This is a genomic window from Noviherbaspirillum aerium, from assembly GCF_008929045.1.
Classification (GTDB): domain Bacteria; phylum Pseudomonadota; class Gammaproteobacteria; order Burkholderiales; family Burkholderiaceae_D; genus Noviherbaspirillum; species Noviherbaspirillum aerium.
In genome coordinates this window covers 116,536-134,304 of the sequence record NZ_VFAH01000008.1, presented here as the reverse complement: position 1 = coordinate 134,304, position 17,769 = coordinate 116,536, and the positions used below count along the sequence as shown (strand labels likewise).

Below are 17,769 nucleotides of genomic sequence, written 5' to 3'. Positions count from 1 at the left end.
ATGGGTGCTATACTCTTGTTCTTCGCGGCTGTAGCTCAGCTGGATAGAGTACTTGGCTACGAACCAAGGGGTCGTGGGTTCGATTCCTGCCAGCCGCACCAGATTGATCGAGGGGGTTAAACCGAAAGGTTTAACCCCCTTTCTGGTTTCCGGGCGGACGATCGTCTGTATGCCGTAGTCTGTCGCGGCGTACTGCAACATCCTGCCAGGCTCTCTTTCTGCCCTTCTCCTCCTTGTATCAATGCAGCTCATGCGCTCATGCTGTAGCAACTTTTCCCTGTTTTGCTCGCACAATGGAATTGTGATCATTGCTTTTGAAAAAGCTTGTGCTAAAGTCGCCGGAGCAACTTGCTACTGAGCAGGTTCCCAATGCAGTGCCTTGATATTCCATGAATCCATTTGCTTGCTCGTCCAACGCCTGTCTTTCCGCACTCGCGGCGCACCTTGCACCTCGGCCGCCAGCCAAGGCAAGAATGCCTCGCAACAGATCAGACATGCAAAGAAGGCATGATGAACTCTTGAGCGAGGCGATGGACCGCAATGCCATCAAACCACCTCATCTTGCAGGCAACCCAGCTTCAATCGCAAGGCGAGCCATCGTCTTCACTGCGCTCGCAACATCCGCCTTCGTTGCCCACGCGGCGGCGCTGACCGTGCAGGTACTCGATGCCAGTGGCCAGGCATTGCAGGACGCCGTGGTATATGCCGAAGCCGCTGCCGGCCATGCGCCACCGAAACTGCAGAAAATCGTCGAGATTGAACAGAAGGGCCGCAGGTTCATACCGCTGGTCACGGCGGTACAGGCAGGAACCAGCATTGCCTTTCCAAATAATGATACGGTTCGGCATCATGTCTATTCCTTTTCTCCTGCCAAGGTATTCGATCTGAAACTCTATACCGGCCAGCCGGAGAATCCCGTCACCTTCGACAAGCCGGGCACCGTGGTAATCGGCTGCAATATTCATGACCAGATGGTGACGTATATACATGTCGTTCCCACTCCCCATTTCGCCAGGACGGATGCGAACGGCAAGGCAAGAATCGAAGGACTGGCCGCCGGAAAGTATCAGCTCAAGGCCTGGCACTTCGGCTTGCCCACATCGGCGCCGATTTCCGAACAACCCTTGGCGATGACGGCGGGCGATAGCGCGGCATCGTTCAAACTGGACGTGAAAGCCAGATAGGAATGTGTCATGCGCTTGCGCAGCCTTGAAAGCCGGATTGTTCTCCTCTTCCTCGTCCTGATCCTTGCCGTTCAGTTGGCGGGATTCTTTGCCATCCAGACCGGAATCCAGGAAAACGCGCGCGCCGCCATCCGGGCGGAACTCATGATCGGCGAACGCGTCTTCAGGCGGCTGGTCGACCAGTACGCGCACAACCTTGCCCAGGGCGCGCGCCTGCTTGCGGCGGATTACGGCTTCAAGCAGGCCATCAGCAGCAATGACCGGGAAACCGTGGAATCGGCGCTGGCCAATCATGGCGAACGCATCCAGGCTTCGCATGCCATGCTGATCGGGCTCGACCGCACGATCAAGGCCACGACCACGGCCGCTCCTGCCGGCAGCCTCGAAAGCTCGATCCTGCGCCTGGTCGACCGCGCCGAATCGGCAGGCAGCGCTACCGAAACAGGCGTCCTTGGCAATCATCCTTACCAGATCGTCGTGGTGCCCGTCAAAGCCCCGGTGACAATAGGCTGGGTTGCGATGGCCTTCTCCATCGAGAAACGCATCGCCGCCGACATGCGCGAACTCTCCTCCCTGCAGGTCTCCATCCTGACCAAGACAGCCGAAGGCCCATGGATACCGGATGCGTCGACCATGTCGGATGCGGATGCCGGCAGCCTGGCGAGCCAGCTGCGCGGCATTCCCGACGACAAATCCTTTCTTCCCCAGCTGACGATAGGCGACAGCGATTTCACCGCGCGCGTATTGCACCTGGCCCAGGACTCCGGCCAGCAAGTCATCGTGGTGCTGCAGCGCTCCATCAGCGAGGCCGTCGCGCCCTACCGCCGCCTGCAGATCAGCCTGCTGGTGCTGACCGTGATCGGCATCATGGTGGCCGTCACCGGCAGCGTCTTCGTCGCCCGGCGCATCACGGGACCGCTGCGCAAGCTCGGCCATATCGCGCGGCGCCTGGGCACGGGCGACTATCAGGGGCCGATCGAGATGCGGCGCGACGACGAGATAGGCGAACTGTCCAAGGCGTTTGCCAGCATGCGGGACGGCATCGCCAACCGCGAACTCGAAATCCGGCGCCTGGCTTACTGGGATACGCTGACCGACCTGCCCAACCGCGCGCAATTCATCAACCTGCTCAATGATGCGATCATCGAGGCGCAGCAGAGGCAGTCCGCCTGCCATGTGCTGATGATGGATCTCGACCGCTTCAAGCATGTCAACGACGTCATGGGGCACAGTTTCGGCGACGCGCTGCTGCGCCGCATGGCCGAGCGACTGCAGGCGCAGCTCCATAGCCCTGAGCACCGGATCGCGCGCCTGGGCGGAGATGAATTCGCCCTGCTCCTGCCGCGGACCAGCGAAGACGATGCCAGGCAAGTCGCCAACCGCATCCTCAAGTCGCTGGAAATTCCCATCTCGATCGATGATCAGAATGTGGACCTCGGCGCCGGCATCGGCATCGTCGGGTTCCCTGCGCACGGCACCGATGCGGAGCTGCTGCTGAGTCGCGCGGAAGTCGCCATGTATGCCGCTAAGACCAGCGGCAACGATGCCGTCGTCTATGCGCCGGACATCGACAAGGGCAGCCAGGAAAGCCTGTCGCTGCTGAGCGAACTGCGACGCGCCGCGGAAGAGAACCAGTTCCGCCTGTACGTGCAGCCGAAGGTCAGGCTCAGCACAGGACAGGTGGTGGGCGTGGAAGCCCTGGTGCGATGGGTTCATCCGGAACGCGGCATGGTGTTTCCCGATCAGTTCATTCCCTTTGCCGAAAAGACCGGATTCATCCGCATCCTGACCCAATGGATGCTGGAACGTTCGGCTTCGCTGTGCAGCGAACTCATCGCCAGCGGCGTCCGCCTTCGCATCTCGGCGAACCTGTCGACGCGCGACCTGCTCGACCAGGACCTGCCGTCGAAATTCATGGCCATCCTCGACAGTCATTCCCTGAATCCATCCTCGTTCTGCCTTGAAATCACCGAAAGCGCGATCATGGATGATCCGGTGCGCGCGCAGCAGACCCTGGAGCGCCTGCATGCGATCGGCGTCGATCTTTCCATCGATGATTTCGGTACCGGATATTCTTCCCTCGCCTACCTGAAGCGCCTGCCGGTGCACGAGTTGAAGATCGACAAATCCTTCGTGCTCAAGATGGAGAGCGACATCGACGACATCAAGATTGTCCGCTCCACGATCGACCTCGGCCACAACATGGAGCTGAAAGTCGTTGCGGAAGGCATCGAAACCATCGCGGCATGGGAATTGCTAGACAGAATGGGATGCGATGAGGGCCAAGGTTATTTCATCAGCAAGCCAATGCCTGCCGAACAGCTTCGCTCCTGGCTGCTGGCCTGGCAGCCGCCGGGTTTCCTGACCGAGCCGGCCATCCTGCAGGCGGACGGGAAATGACACGCCTTCCCTCCTCGCCCAGGCAATGCCGCGGAAAGCGGGACCTAAGGAATGCAAGGAACGTAAAGAAAGTACAAGAGGAAGAAAAATCGACATGATGCTGCAGGCGGAATGGCTGCCGATTGTACTGGGGGGCTCGTTCAGCGAAATCTATGTTGTCGACGCCAGCATGATGCGGCTGCTGCACGTGAATCAGTCCGCCCGGAATAACCTGTGCTACAGCGAGGCTGAACTCGAAAGCATGCATTTTTTCGATATCGCCGGCACACTCCCGCACGAAGCGCTTGACCGCCTGCTGCAGCCGCTGCGCGAGGGACGCGCCGCGCATGTCGATATTGAAACGATCCATACCCGCAGGAACGGCTCAAGCTATCCGGTTGAGCTGCGGATCTTTCATTGCCCGTCCGGACCGCAACCCGTTTATATCGCCATCGGCAATGATCTCAGCGCCCGCCTCGCCTCGGCGGATGCCCTCAGCGCCAGCGAAACGCGGTTCAGGGCAATTGTTTCCAATACCCCCGGACTGGTCTATCAGTTCCTGCTGCGCCGCGACGGAACCATTACCTTTCCCTATCTCAGCGACGGATGCCACGCACTGCTGGGCATCGATGCGGAAAAGCTGCGAGCCGACTCCTCGCTGTTCCTGCAACTGATCCTGCCGGAAGACCGGCCGTCCTATCTTGAATCCATGCAGAGTTCCGCCGCCGGCATGAAAGCCTGGAATTGGGAAGGCCGCATCTGGGTCGAGAAGTGGCATGACACCAAGTGGATCAATCTGCGTTCGACGCCGCGCGCCCTCGCCGATGACAGCGTGCAGTGGGAAGGCATCATGACCAACATCACCGAGAGCAAGCTGGAACAGGAAGAGATCCGCCGATCGCGCGCCCAGCTCGCGGAGCTTTCCGCGCATGTGGAAACGGTCAAGGAAAAGGAGCGCACCCGCATTGCGCGCGAGATCCATGACGACATCGGCGGCAACCTCACCGCCATCAAGATGGCGCTTGCCCGCATCCGCAAAAGCCTGCCGGCCGATGATGCCGCCCTGGCCGGAAAAACCGACTATGTCGATTCACTGGTCGATCGCACCATTGAAGCCATCCACCGGGTCTCGGTCGACCTGAGGCCGGGCATTCTCGATTTCGGGATTGTCGCGGCCATTGACTGGCAGGCCAAGGAATTTGAAAGGACCGCAGGCATTCCCTGCGCCGTTTCATCAAGCACGAAGGACATCAGCCTGCATACCGACCAGGCCACCGCCCTGTTCAGGATTTTTCAAGAAGCGCTCACCAATATCGGCAAGCATGCCGGCGCCACGCAGGTCACGGTCAAGCTGCTGCTCACCAATCGCAGCGTCAAGCTTGTCATCATTGACAACGGCCGCGGCATCGCCGCGTCCGATCTCGCGAAACCGAAATCCTTCGGCATACGCGGCATGATGGAACGCGCCAGCGCGCTCGGAGGTCAACTGACGGTGTCCAATGCCCCGGGCGGCGGCACCGAACTTGCATTGCGCATACCGCTTGCCCAGGAACAGGAATAATTCAGCAACATGACGGCCCAGACTCCCATCCGAATCATCATCGCCGACGATCATGCCATCGTGCGCGAAGGCTTGAAGCAGATCCTCGCCGACAGCGCCGACATGGTCGTCTCGGGCGATGCCGAAAACGGCGCGGACGCCATCAAGCTGGCGCGCAAGGATGAAGCCGACGTGCTCCTGCTCGACATCTCCATGCCGGACCGCAGCGGCATCGAAGTGCTCAAGCAGATCAAGAAGGAAGTGCCGAAGCTGGCGGTACTCATGCTGTCCATGCACCGCGAAGACCAGTACGCGATACGTTCACTCAAGGCCGGCGCGGCCGGCTACCTGAACAAGCAGAGCGCGCCGGCGGAACTGGTCGATGCGATCCGCCAGGTGGCGTGCGGGCGCAAGTACATCAGCGCCGCGCTGGCGCAGGAACTGGCCAACCAGGTCGGCGATGAAAACCGCGCCGTGCCGCCGCATGAAACCCTGTCGGACCGGGAATACCAGACGCTGATCATGATCGCCTCGGGCAAGACCGTGAGCGACATCGCGGGCGAGCTCTCGCTGTCGGTCAAGACCATCAGCATGTACCGCTCCCGCCTCTTGCAAAAAATGAAACTGCGCCACAACGCCGAGCTCACGCATTACGCGATCAAGAATCAGCTGGTTGAGTAAGTTCCCGCAATCCGGCCAATGCCGGGCAATGGTGCGAGTCCCGTCCGGGCATTGTCCGATTTGCAAAAATGCGTTTTTTTAATCCGGCAAGATCACCGGACTGCTTTCTCGGGCGATACTATCGATCCCTAATGCAATCATTTCGACGTCCGGGACGAGAGCCGCCATGCAAGACAAAGACAAGAAGCCGGAAACGCAAAGCCCTGCGGATATCGCGCGTGAGGCATTTCGCCGGCTTGCGATGCGGCGGGTGGCGCCGACACCGGATGCTTATCGCGACATCTATGAAGAAATAGCCGGTGCCAAGCCTCAGGTCGGCCCCGAACAGGTACTCGCCGATTTTGCCACCAGCCTCTCGAATCTCAACTCCAAAGCCGCCGAGCTTGCCGTCCACTTCCAGCGCGCCCTGCAGAAACGCGATTGGCAGGAATACGGCAACACGCTGTCGAAACTCGCGGAACTTCATCTTGCAGGCGGCGACCTGCAGTCCGTGCCGGCGGTCTCCTCCGCTTCCACCTCCGCGACAAACACCATAGCGGCCAAGGCAGAAACTTCCGCCAGGAGCGCGGGCATACCTCTCGTTGACGATGCGCCGCAAAAGAGTCTTAGCCTGCGCGGCATCCCGCTGGTCGACGCCGTTCCCGCAGCGAGTCCGAGAAATCTAGGCATCCCGCTGGTCGACGATGCGCCGACGACCATCCTGAGAAGTGCAGGTATTCCGCTGGTCGATACACCCGCCCCATCATCACCTGCAGCGGCGCCAGTGCCCGCGCCCGTTCCAGCCAGCCCCGCACCGGAATCGAAACAGCTGACCCTATTGCGGGACCTGCTGGTACGCACGCTGACACTGGCGCTCGGCTCCCTGCTGCGCAATGCCCCGGACCTGGCGGAAGAATCCGAAATGCTCGCCTCTTCCACCCGGAACGCAAACACCGAACCCGCGCTTCAGAACATCAGCGCGAGGCTCAAGCAGCTCTGCTTCAAGATCGAGCTGCGCACGGACGATCTCGCGGAAGAACATGAACTACTGCTGCGCCTCTTCCAGCTGCTGCTGGAAAACGTCGGCGAACTGCTGGAAGACGATTCCTGGCTGAGCGGCCAGGTGGCCAACGTGCAGGACCTGCTGGCCGGCCCGCTCACCCGCAGCGCGCTGCTCGAAGCAACCCGCAGCCTCAAGGAAGTGATCTACAAGCAAGGCGTGCTCAAGCACAGCCTGAAGGAAGCCAAGGTCACGGTGAAGAACATGATGATCACCTTCATCGACCGCCTCGGCGCGGTGGCGGCCACCACCGGCGATTTCCATGAAAAGATGGGCGGCTATACGCAAAAGATCAGCCAGGCAAAGAACATCATCGAACTCAATACCATTCTTGACGACGTCATGCGCGACACCAGGCTGGCCCAGGCCGAGGCTTTGCGTTCGCGCGATGAGATGGTGGCGGTGCGCCAGGAAGTGCAGGAAGCGGAGAACCGCATTCAGGAGCTGGAATCCAAGCTGCAGGAAATGAGCGAGCTGGTGCGCGAAGATCAGCTGACCGGCAGCCTCAACCGCCGCGGGCTCGACGACGCCTACGAGCGCGAAGTGGCCCGTTCCGCGCGCCGCAAGACGCCGCTGTGCATCGCCCTGCTCGATCTCGACGACTTCAAGCGCCTCAATGACACCTACGGCCATACTGCCGGCGATGAAGCCCTGATCCATCTGGTACGGGTCATCAAGGATACGCTGCGCAGCATGGACGTGATCGCGCGCTTCGGCGGCGAGGAATTCCTGGTCGTGCTACCGGAGACGCCGCTCGATGAAGCGGTGCAGACCGTGAGCCGCATCCAGCGCGAGCTGACCAAGCAGATTTTCATGTATGACAACCAGAAGCTGCTGATCACTTTCAGCGCGGGCGTGGCGCTCAGGCGCGACGACGAAGAACAGACGGATCTGATCAAGCGGGCGGATGAGGCTTTGTACGAGGCCAAGCGGGCCGGGAAGAACCGGGTTGTTGCCTCCAGCTAGTGGTGTGAGTTGGAAATTTGTTAAGACAAATGTGGCGAAATCATGGCGAGACAAGGAAACAAGCACAGCAAGGCCGGGGCCTTGCGCGCATTGTTGACGCAGTATCGGCGTGATTCTCGTCCATCATTTGACCAATAAATTTTTAACTCACACCACTAGTCCACTGCCTCCTCGGCATGCCAAAACGACATTTATTTTGTCATTTCCGCCACACGTATTTCATGAAGATTCAGGAAAGTCCGGCAAGGAGCGCTGATTCATGTTTTGCGTTTCCACTGGAACGCCGATAATGCACCCCGAGTTGGCAATCCTGCAGGAAAATATGCAACAGAAAATCGAGTATTCGCTGGATCCGGAAAACTGGGATGAACTGCGCGCCCAGGGTCACCGCATGTTGGATGACATCATCGACTATATGCAGCACTTGCGCGAACGCCCGGTATGGCAGCCTGCGCCCGATGAAGTGCGCGACACCTTCCGAGAGCCGCTGCCCCATGGCCCAATGGCATTATCGGACGTGCATGAAACGTTCATGCAGAATATTCTCCCCTACGCCATCGGCAACGCGCATCCCGGTTTCATGGGCTGGGTCCAGGGCGGCGGCACGCCGGTCGGCATGCTGGCGGAAATGCTCGCAGCAGGCGTCAATGCAAATGTTGGCGGCCGCAATCAGATGCCGGTGGAAGTCGAACGGCAGATCCTGTGCTGGGTTCGGGAATTGTTCCGCTTCCCGGAACAAGCGAGCGGCATCTTTGTCACCGGCACGTCAATGGCCAATCTGATCGGGGTACTCGTTGCACGGACCAAGGCCCTTGGCGTCGATGTACGCAGCACTGGCCTGCAGAACAGCAGCAAGCGCCTGACCGCCTACACTTCGGTTGCCGCCCATGCTTGCGTTGCGCAGGCGTTCGACCTCTCCGGTCTCGGCACCGATGCACTGCGCCTGATTCCCACGGATGCACGGGGCGAGATGGATACCGAAGCGCTGAAGCGTGTGATTGCCGCGGATCGCGAAAATGGCTGCACGCCCTTCTTCATCGCCGGTACAGCCGGCACGGTGGATACCGGCGCAGTAGACAAGCTCTCCGTACTCGCTGATATCGCTGAAAAGGAAAGCCTCTGGTTCCACGTCGACGGCGCTTACGGTGCGCTTGCCGTGATGGCGCCGGACATTGCGCCGCGCCTTGCCGGGATTGAGCGTGCCGATTCCATTGCCTTTGATTTTCATAAATGGGCGCAGGTGCAGTACGACGCCGGCTTCATACTCGTACGCGACGGTACGCTGCATCACGACACCTTTGCCGCGCCAGTCGCTTATTTGGCACGGGCCGAGCGCGGCATGGCTACGGCCTACCCGCCCTGGCCGTGCGACTTCGGACCAGATCTGTCGCGAGGATTCCGGGCACTGAAAACCTGGTTTGCGATCAAGACCTATGGCATCGAAGGCTTGGGCAAGGTGATCTCGGGTAGTTGCATGCTGGCGCAATACTTGAAGCAGTGTATCGAAGCAGAACCTGAACTGGAATTGCTTGCGCCTGTTTCGCTCAATATCGCCTGTTTCGGCTACCGCTGTGACGACCCGGACCGCGTTAATGCCAATCTGGCAATAGCGCTGCAGGAGTCAGGCATTGCGGCCCCTTCCACCACGCTGGTCAATGGCCGTCTTGCGATACGCGCCGCCCTCTTCAACCATCGCAGCACTACCCGCGATGTTGACGCATTGATCGAAGCGGCACTGCGCTTCGGAGCTGCCGAAGTGCGGAACACAAAAGCTTTCGAAAAGGTGGCTTGAGACGCTCGTGGCCAGGATGACGTGCTGAAGCCGCTTTAACGGCATATATTTTCAGAACTGTAGGGGCAACAGGCGTTGCCCCTTTTCTTTTCAGGAATCCGCCCTTTCCTGCCTGTGGTTATGCGCCCTCACCCACGAAATCGGCGGAAAATCCCTCAATGGCACTAAAGATTTTTCCAGGGCGGCCGAAGAATCAGGCATCCGGCAAGAGTTCGGATGGATCTGAAAAATAATTGGAAAAAAATCCTAAAGCTTTTTCAGACCCATCCGATAAAGATATCAACAGAGGTTCAAATGGATGTTACAGCCATGAACCGGAGTTGAAAAACTCAAACCGGAATGATTCGGCCCCCTTCAAATTAGGAGAAATACTATGGCCTCGTATATCAATACCAACGTAGCATCACTCAACTCCCAACGTGCATTGAGCTCATCACAAGGGGCTCTGCAAACTTCACTGCAACGCCTGTCTTCCGGTCTGCGTATCAATAGCGCAAAGGACGATGCGGCAGGTCTGGCGATTTCCGATCGCATGACCTCGCAAATCCGTGGCATGAATCAGGCGGCTCGTAATGCGAACGATGGCATCTCACTGGCCCAGACAGCTGAAGGCGCACTCGGTGAAATTGGCAACAACTTGCAGCGTATTCGCGAATTGGCCGTACAGTCGGCGAACGCCACCAACAGCGCATCTGACCGGGCAGCCCTTCAGGCTGAAGTTACACAGTTAGCTTCCGAAATAACTCGCGTCGGTAGCCAGACTCAGTTCAATGGATTGAACTTACTTGACGGCTCATTCGCCGACCAAGATTTCCAGGTTGGCGCTAACTCTGGCCAAACCATCAAAGTCGCCTCCATCAGTGATGCACGCTCGACTGGCCTCGGTCGCCATAACTTAGTTGCTGAAAGTGGCGCTGGAGCCACTGCTATCACCGGTAAAGTTGTGTCTGGCGCCGCTACTAATGGTGTTACCGCAATGACAGCAGCAGACGCGTTCACTATTTCTACCGATGCAGGCACAACTGCAGCAATCACTTATGCTGGCGACGCCAGCGCCAAGGATATCGCAGCTGCCATAAACACCGCTGGAACTGGCATTGGCGTAACCGCTCAGGCCAGCAATAGTGTGGAACTAAGTGATCTGAGCGCTGCAGGTGCAGTCACCTTTGACCTCAACGGCAAGTCGATTAGCGCCACAGTTACTGATACTTCTGACCTGACGTCCTTAGTTGCAGCAATCAATGGCTCTAACAGCGGAGTGACTGCAACATTTACTGACAATGGCAAGAAGGACTCAATTACGCTAAAGAATGCGGATGGCGACGATATCGTTATAGAAAATTTCGCACATGCAGCTGGTGCAGCCAGTGATGAAACCATAAAATTTGGTGGCACTACCCTTGACGAGGCTGCCGATGTCGATGCCGTTAAAGTCGGCACCATTGAATTGAACAGCAGCAAAGGCCGTATTACGACTGCAAATGCAAGTGAAGAAATCTTTGAAACAGCCGGTACTAACACCAGCTCGTTCGAATCGGTTTCGCTAATTGACATCTCAAGCGCAAAAGGCGCTCAAGACGCCCTGAAGGTCATCGATGCTGCGATGTCATCGATCAACAGCACCCGCGCTGACCTCGGTGCCGTACAGAACCGGTTCACATCAGTCATCGCAAATCTGCAGACAACATCTGAAAACATGTCCGGTGCGCGTAGCCGAATCATGGACGCGGACTTTGCCGCAGAAACTGCAAGCATGACTCGTTCGCAGATCCTGCAGCAAGCTGGCACCGCAATGCTGGCCCAGGCAAATTCATTGCCGAATGGCGTGCTGAGTCTGCTCCGCGGTTAATTAAAGTTCGTTGGACATGCAACAACCCGGCCGGTATCCCCGGCCGGGTTTTTCCCCTTGTGAGGACATCATGGAAATTCGGCCTATAAGCAGCAACTTGCAATCTAACCTTGCTGCCAATGACGTTGGGGTGTCATCTAAGCCAGTTGCGGTTGCCACGTCTGTCGCTGCTCCTGTGCAAACCAGTGTTACTGCCGTACAGCAGCCGGGAGCAGTGCCTAGCATGGGGGAATTGTCCGAAGCGGTAAAAAACATTAACAAAACCTTGCAAACCAAATCCCAGAATATTGAATTTGCCGTCGACCAGGATAGCGAGCGCATGGTGGTCAAGGTAGTTGATCGAACCAGCGGCGAAGTATTGCGCCAAATCCCGTCAGAAGAAGCGCTGGAGATATCAAAAGCGCTAGATCACGCACTCCAGGGATTGCTGATCAAACAACAAGCCTGAGCTTTTACGTTTCAGGAATAAGCACGTAATTTACCTTCTCAAGTCCGGTTTGAGCTTGCCGTTAACAGGGTACAGTTTCAACTTTCGTAGGAGACATACGTGGCTCTTTCCGCATCAGGCATAGGCTCGAATCTGGATGTCAATAGCATCGTCCAGCAACTCATGCAGGTCGAGTCTCAGCCACTGACTTCCCTCGCAAAAAAAGAAGCGAGCTACCAATCAAAACTGTCTGCATATGGCAGTCTGAAAGGAGCCCTTAGCTCCTTTCAAAGCGCAATTGCTGCTCTGGCAACTCCCTCGAAATTTCAAGCGTATTCCGCGTCCACAACTGATGCTGCGATTGCCTCTGTTTCAGCGAACAGTCAAGCTGTTCCAGGCAGTTACAACCTCAATATTACACAACTCGCGCAGGCTCAAACTCTGACATCGAGCGGCCGCACTAGTGCAACCTCCGATGTTGGCACCGGCACCATTACTTTTCAGTTTGGCACAATTAGCCTTCCTGGGGCACGCCTAAGCACAGCTGTCGCCTCTAGTGGAATTGCTGCTGGTTCGTTGACTATCAACGGCACAACGATCGCCACCAGTGCCTCTACCAATAGCGCGAAGGCGTTAGCCGTCCAAATTAACCTGGCAAGCGCTACCACTGGAGTCACCGCTGCAGCCCAACCCACCGACACAGGCAGCTTGGGAGCTTTCACTACCACTGTTGGTCCGGACGACTATTCACTCAGTGTTGGCGGCGTCAACATTATCAGTGGTGGCGTACCGGGCACAGACGCTGCGGCCATCGATACACAATTGGCGAATTCAAGTATTGCTGGCAGTCTTAAGTCCGCTGGCATTAGTTTCACTGGAACCGCAGTTGACGGCACATTGCGTTTTACACGAAATGATGGCGGCAATATTCTAATTCAGGAGTCGGGTGCTGGCGCTAATGGCGGATTCATGGACACCGTTGGCATCGGCCCCAGCAAAGTCTTCACCAGTTCAGTGGTGCTTACTCCTGCCAATGTGACTATTGGCGGGTCTGACCCTTCACTCGCAGGCTTTACCGCAGGAGCCGCAGCGATCAATGGCATTTATAGCAACAGCGCTTTTGCACAGGATGCATTGCAGGCGTCAACCAGCATCACGATTGACAATAGCAACCGGTCATTGCAAGGCATCAGGGATGCCATCAATAAGGCTAGTATCGGGGTAACTGCTTCCATCGTCTCCGACGGCAGCGCCCAGCCTTACCGACTGGTACTAACATCGAACAAGACTGGCGAAACATCGAGCATGAAGATCTCTGTTGATGGAGACGACGCGCTCAAGGAATTGCTGAACTACGATCCAGGCATTGCCTCGGCGCAAAAGATGACTGAAACCAGCGCGGCAAAAAATACTGCGCTTACAGTGAATGGTATATCGATAACAAGTCCAGCCAAGACACTTTCCGATGCGATTCAAGGCGTAACACTGAACCTGAATAAGACTGGCTCAACTTCTCTGACTGTATCGCGCGACACCAATTCCGTGAATGCCGCTGTCAATGCCTTCGTCAAGGCATACAACGACATCGACAAGACGTTAAAAAGCCTTACCTCATATAACGCGGAAACTAAACAGGGTGGCATTTTACTCGGCGACTCGACCGCACGTACTATACAGACGGGCGTGCGCCAGATGATGACCGCCGCGATCGGGGAGCTGAGCGGCAGTGCCGTAAATACGCTTTCGGATATTGGTGTGGCGTTCCAAAAGGATGGCACACTGGCAGTAGATTCAACAAAGCTGCAAAAGGCAGTAACAAACAATTTCAGTGATATCGCTGCGCTGTTCTCGGCAATAGGCAATTCCTCTGATAGCCTGACGAGCTTTGTCACTTCTACCAGCGCAACTAAGGCCGGTAAGTACGCTGTCAATATCACACAGCCGGCAGAGCGAGCAATGGTGACGGGTACGGTGGATTTGAACGCCTCCCCAGTTACGATTGCCTCCGGAACCCGGATAAAGCTTACATTGGATGACAAGAGTGCAACGGTCTCGCTAAGTGCTGGCAGCTATACCAGCTCCCGGCTGGCGGCCATGCTTCAGTCTGCAATTAACGGAACTTCGGCATTCAGTTCTACTGGCGTCGGAGTGACCGTAAGCGTAGATGAAAATGGTCATCTAGGTATAGTATCCAAGCGTTACGGGTCCGTCTCTAAAGTAGAAATTGCCGATGAGGCCGGAACGAGTATCACCACACTATTGGGTGCAGCGTCCCTGAGCGATACAGGAAAAGATGTAGCTGGAACTATTGGTGGAGCAGCAGCAACCGGCTCCGGACAAGAACTTACTGGTGCTGCTGGAACGTCCGCTGATGGCCTGAAAATACTTATTGCTGGCACTAGTGGTGGCGATCGTGGCACTGTCACCTTTTCGCGCGGCTACGCTGATCGACTTGGCGGTCTGATGAACACATACGTTGGAGCAGACGGACTAATTTCCAGCCGCACCTCAGGTTTAAACACAAGTATTAAAGACATCGGGAAGGCACGCAATGCACTCAGTCAACGCCTTGAAGCTACCGAGGCACGCTATCGTGCTCAGTTCACTGCACTCGACACGTTATTATCGAGCATGAATCAGACCAGCAGCTATCTCTCACAGCAGTTGGCGAGCCTTTCCTCGTTGTCTTCGTCGTAATAAAAGGATCTATAGGAAATGTTCGGATCATCCACCAAAGGCGCAAATGCCTATGCAAATATTGGCATCGAGACTGGCGTGGCCGCAGCTAGCCCACATAAACTGGTCGTAATGCTTTTTGAAGGCGCAATGGTAGCAATAGCGTCCGCAATTCAACATTTACAGGCAGGGGACGTCGCTCAGAAAGGTCTGGCGATTTCGAAGGCAATTTCCATTATTGACAATGGACTACGTGCAAGTCTCGACAAGAGTATCGGTGGTGAAATTGCCTTGAACCTTGACGCACTCTACGAATACATGAGCAGCCGACTTCTCATTGCCAATCTGAAAAACCAAGTGCAAGTATTGGAAGAAGTCCACCAACTGCTCAAGGGACTAAAAAGTGCATGGGAAGAAATCAATCCTGCGACAGTGAATGGTAGTCAACCACAGACGGCTGTTCCTACTAAAGCACAAGCCTACGACCCGCTCGCCCCGCAAGCGCCCTCCCGTTTAGCGAAAGCCTGATCAACATGGATAACCAAGACATCATTTCCCTGTACGAGACCGTCGCCGATATTACGGACCAGATGCTGGCTGCGGCCAAGACCGGCAACTGGGAACACTTGGCTGAGCTCGAGTCGCGCTGCTCGAGCCAGGTCGAGATCATCAAGATGAACGACCGGCCGCGCGAGCCGCTGACGCCGACCGCCCGTGAGCAGAAGACGCGAATCATCAAGAAGATCCTTGAAGATGACCGCCAGATTCGCGACATCACCGAGCCATGGATGGCGCGCCTGTCGGCAATGATGAAAAGCACCGGCACCGAGCGCAAGCTTGTCCAGGCCTACGGTGCCAATCAGAGCAGTTAAGCATCATGCTGCCGCGGGCTGACCTTACTTCGTCCAGGCCGCGGACCGATCTCAGTTCGTCCACGTCGCCTTCCCCTGTCGTTCCGACAACCAGCGTCGCGCCTTCCGGCGACGCACGGCAGGACGTTTTCAGGCGGCTAACTCAAATCGCGATCGGCAAGGAACTGCAGGCTCTCGTCGACGGGATGCTCGATGACGGGACCTTTCTCGTCAAGATCGCGGACACCACTGCCCGCATGGCGCTACCGCAAGGAACCAGGACTGGCGACGTACTGCCGATGGTATTCATTGCAAAGGAGCCGCGCCCGACTTTTCTTCTGACCCAGCAAGGCGGTAGTGCGCCGGCCACGCTGAGCAGTGCCGCCCGCCTGATCGGACAGGCACTCCATTCCGCCGAGCAGCAGGGCAAGCCGGCTGCGGTAGAAGCACGGCAACCGCTGCTTGCCGCGCCATCTTCCGATCCGCAACGCTTCGCCGACGCATTGCAGGATGGACTGGACCATAGCGGACTATTTTACGAATCGCATCTGCACGAATGGGTCAAAGGTACACGCAGCCTTTCCGACCTGTCGCGCGAACCGCAAGCATCGCAAACAAACCGTCCGCAGGACAAGCCGGAGTTGCCCCGGCAGCCATCGAGCACCAGTGCGGTTCAGATCGCGGCGCAAATGCGGGAATCCGGAGGCGCGGGCGAAAAACTTGCCCTTCTGATGCGCGACGTGCAAATGATAGTTCCTTCCACCGTGCGCACCGATGCCGATGTCTTGGCACGCACCGACATGATGGCGCCGGCCCTTGATCCGGAAGCCGCGCGCATGATCAGCCTGCAGCTCAATACCCTGGAAACCCAGCAGGTACGCTGGCACGGGGAGTTGTGGCCGGGCCAGCCGATGGAATGGGAAGTCAGCGAAGATGCCCCGGAACGGTCACCCGCAGGCATCCAGGAACCGGTCTGGAACAGCAAGGTGCGATTCGAACTGCCTCATCTCGGCGGCGTTTCGGCGAGCATCCGTCTCGTCGGCAACAGCGTGCAGGTACATGTAGAGGCAGCCGATGACGCGACGGTGGAATTCCTGCGCCGGCATGGTCCCGGCCTGACGGAGCGCATCGAAGCCTCCGGCGCCTCTCTCGACTCCTTTTTGGTGAAACGCGATGAGCAAGCCTAGCCTGCCGCCGAACGCGGTTGCCCTCGCCTACCAGGCGGGCGACTCGGCGCCCAAGGTCGTGGCCAAGGGGCGCGGCCTGATTGCCGAGGAGATCATCCGGCGCGCCAAGGAACATGGCGTATTCGTGCATGAATCAAAAGAGCTGGTGGCCCTGCTGATGCAGGTCGATCTCGACCGCAATATTCCGCCGGCGCTCTACAGAGTTGTGGCGGAATTGCTCGCATGGCTTTACCATATCGACGCAATTTCACATACTGGAGACAAAGGACCGCATCCCCGTCCCTAGTTTCACTTATTAGCAGAGTTCCATGGCATTCAACACGAAGTTCGGCACAGAAGACGTCAGTCCGTACCAGATCCATTCCCGGCGCGAGATCCTGAGCCTCATGCGCGCCATGCAGGAGCGCGGTCAGCTGGTCAGCATGCAGATCAACGGCGGCGCGGAAGCCGTCGTCACCTCGGTGCTGGAGGTCAATGATGAAGACGGCACCGTCGTGATCGACCGCGCGCCGAGCAATCTCGTCAATCAGCGCATCCTTGAGAGCGACAATGTTTCATTCGAAACCTTGCTCGACAATATCCGCATCATCTTCTTTTCCAATGACGTCACGGAATGCATTTTCGAGGACATGCCGGCCTTGTCCATTCCCGTGCCGGCCGTTCTCATCCGCCTGCAGCGCCGCGAGCACTATCGCGTGCCGACTCCGGTGGCGAACCCGTTACGCTGCACGGTGCGCATTCCCGAGGATGAAGCTTCCGGCAAGGCGGCAACCACGGCTGTCGTGACCGTCAAGGACATCAGCGGCGGCGGCATCGGCGTCATCGACGAGAAGAAGCTTCTCGACAACACCATCGGCAAGGTCTACAAGGGCTGCCGGATCGACCTCCCTGGCACCACCGCCCTGGTCGTTGACCTGCAGATCAGGAATTCGCATGAGCTCTCGCTGACTACCGGGAAATCGATACGCAAGCTGGGCTGCATGTTCGTCAATCCGCCTTCGGCGACAGAGGCTGCGGTGCAGCGCTATATCACGAAGCTGGAACGCGAACGCAACGCGAGAGCGACAGGCTTGGCTTGAGCTTGGCAGCAGGGCTTTCGATGACGCCGGCGCTCCGGCGACTGCCCTGCCATGAATTGACGAGATGCCGGTGACTGGTTGCCGACATGCTGGCCAAAAGACAAAGCGGGAAGTGTGTG

General features: G+C 57.4%; 14 protein-coding genes and 1 tRNA gene. All 15 read left to right on the top strand.

Going from position 1 to position 17,769, the window contains the following annotated elements:
• The first annotated feature begins 24 nt into the window (after nt 1-24).
• The 15 genes from FH061_RS13755 to FH061_RS13685 all read left to right on the top strand — a co-directional run bounded on the left by FH061_RS13755 (nt 25) and on the right by FH061_RS13685 (nt 17,650).
• Nucleotides 25-101, top strand: a tRNA-Arg gene (locus FH061_RS13755).
• A gap of 393 nt (nt 102-494) precedes the next feature.
• Nucleotides 495-1,184 carry a methylamine utilization protein gene (locus tag FH061_RS13750; protein ID WP_225984659.1) on the top strand — a complete coding sequence of 230 codons (690 nt, stop codon included), beginning with the start codon at nt 495-497 and terminating at the stop codon, nt 1,182-1,184.
• A 9-nt stretch (nt 1,185-1,193) separates the two neighbouring features.
• A complete protein-coding gene (locus FH061_RS13745; protein WP_151636398.1) occupies nt 1,194-3,584 on the top strand; it encodes a putative bifunctional diguanylate cyclase/phosphodiesterase in 2,391 nt (796 codons plus the stop codon).
• Between the two features lie 94 nt (nt 3,585-3,678).
• Nucleotides 3,679-5,124 (top strand): PAS domain-containing sensor histidine kinase, encoded by a 1,446-nt coding sequence (locus FH061_RS13740; protein WP_225984658.1) that lies wholly within the window; start codon nt 3,679-3,681, stop codon nt 5,122-5,124.
• Nucleotides 5,125-5,133: 9 nt separating this feature from the next.
• A complete protein-coding gene (locus tag FH061_RS13735; RefSeq protein WP_151636397.1) occupies nt 5,134-5,784 on the top strand; it encodes a response regulator in 651 nt (216 codons plus the stop codon).
• 166 nt (nt 5,785-5,950) lie between these two features.
• The gene (locus FH061_RS13730; RefSeq protein WP_225984657.1) at nt 5,951-7,789 is read left to right on the top strand and encodes a GGDEF domain-containing protein; all 1,839 of its coding nucleotides are present in this window, start codon (nt 5,951-5,953) and stop codon (nt 7,787-7,789) included.
• Nucleotides 7,790-8,111: 322 nt separating this feature from the next.
• The gene (locus FH061_RS13725; protein WP_151636396.1) at nt 8,112-9,581 is read left to right on the top strand and encodes a pyridoxal phosphate-dependent decarboxylase family protein; all 1,470 of its coding nucleotides are present in this window, start codon (nt 8,112-8,114) and stop codon (nt 9,579-9,581) included.
• A 373-nt stretch (nt 9,582-9,954) separates the two neighbouring features.
• Entirely contained in the window at nt 9,955-11,430 is a 1,476-nt protein-coding gene (locus FH061_RS13720; RefSeq protein ID WP_151636395.1) for a flagellin, read from the top strand.
• 70 nt (nt 11,431-11,500) lie between these two features.
• The gene (locus FH061_RS13715; protein WP_192805062.1) at nt 11,501-11,878 is read left to right on the top strand and encodes a flagellar protein FlaG; all 378 of its coding nucleotides are present in this window, start codon (nt 11,501-11,503) and stop codon (nt 11,876-11,878) included.
• A gap of 99 nt (nt 11,879-11,977) precedes the next feature.
• Entirely contained in the window at nt 11,978-14,554 is a 2,577-nt protein-coding gene (gene fliD / locus FH061_RS13710) for a flagellar filament capping protein FliD (protein ID WP_151636393.1), read from the top strand.
• An 18-nt stretch (nt 14,555-14,572) separates the two neighbouring features.
• Complete coding sequence (gene fliS, locus FH061_RS13705) at nt 14,573-15,061, top strand: flagellar export chaperone FliS (protein ID WP_151636392.1); 489 nt, start codon at nt 14,573-14,575, stop codon at nt 15,059-15,061.
• Nucleotides 15,062-15,066: 5 nt separating this feature from the next.
• Nucleotides 15,067-15,405, top strand: a complete 339-nt coding sequence (locus FH061_RS13700; protein ID WP_151636391.1) for a flagellar protein FliT — start codon at nt 15,067-15,069, stop codon at nt 15,403-15,405.
• 5 nt (nt 15,406-15,410) lie between these two features.
• A complete protein-coding gene (gene fliK / locus FH061_RS13695; RefSeq protein ID WP_192805061.1) occupies nt 15,411-16,571 on the top strand; it encodes a flagellar hook-length control protein FliK in 1,161 nt (386 codons plus the stop codon).
• A complete protein-coding gene (locus FH061_RS13690; RefSeq protein ID WP_151636389.1) occupies nt 16,558-16,857 on the top strand; it encodes an EscU/YscU/HrcU family type III secretion system export apparatus switch protein in 300 nt (99 codons plus the stop codon). The genes fliK and FH061_RS13690 overlap by 14 nt, the downstream gene beginning before the upstream one ends.
• 22 nt (nt 16,858-16,879) lie before the next feature.
• Nucleotides 16,880-17,650: a flagellar brake protein gene (locus FH061_RS13685; protein ID WP_151636388.1), complete on the top strand. Its 771-nt coding sequence runs from the start codon at nt 16,880-16,882 to the stop codon at nt 17,648-17,650.
• The last annotated feature ends 119 nt before the right edge of the window (nt 17,651-17,769 follow it).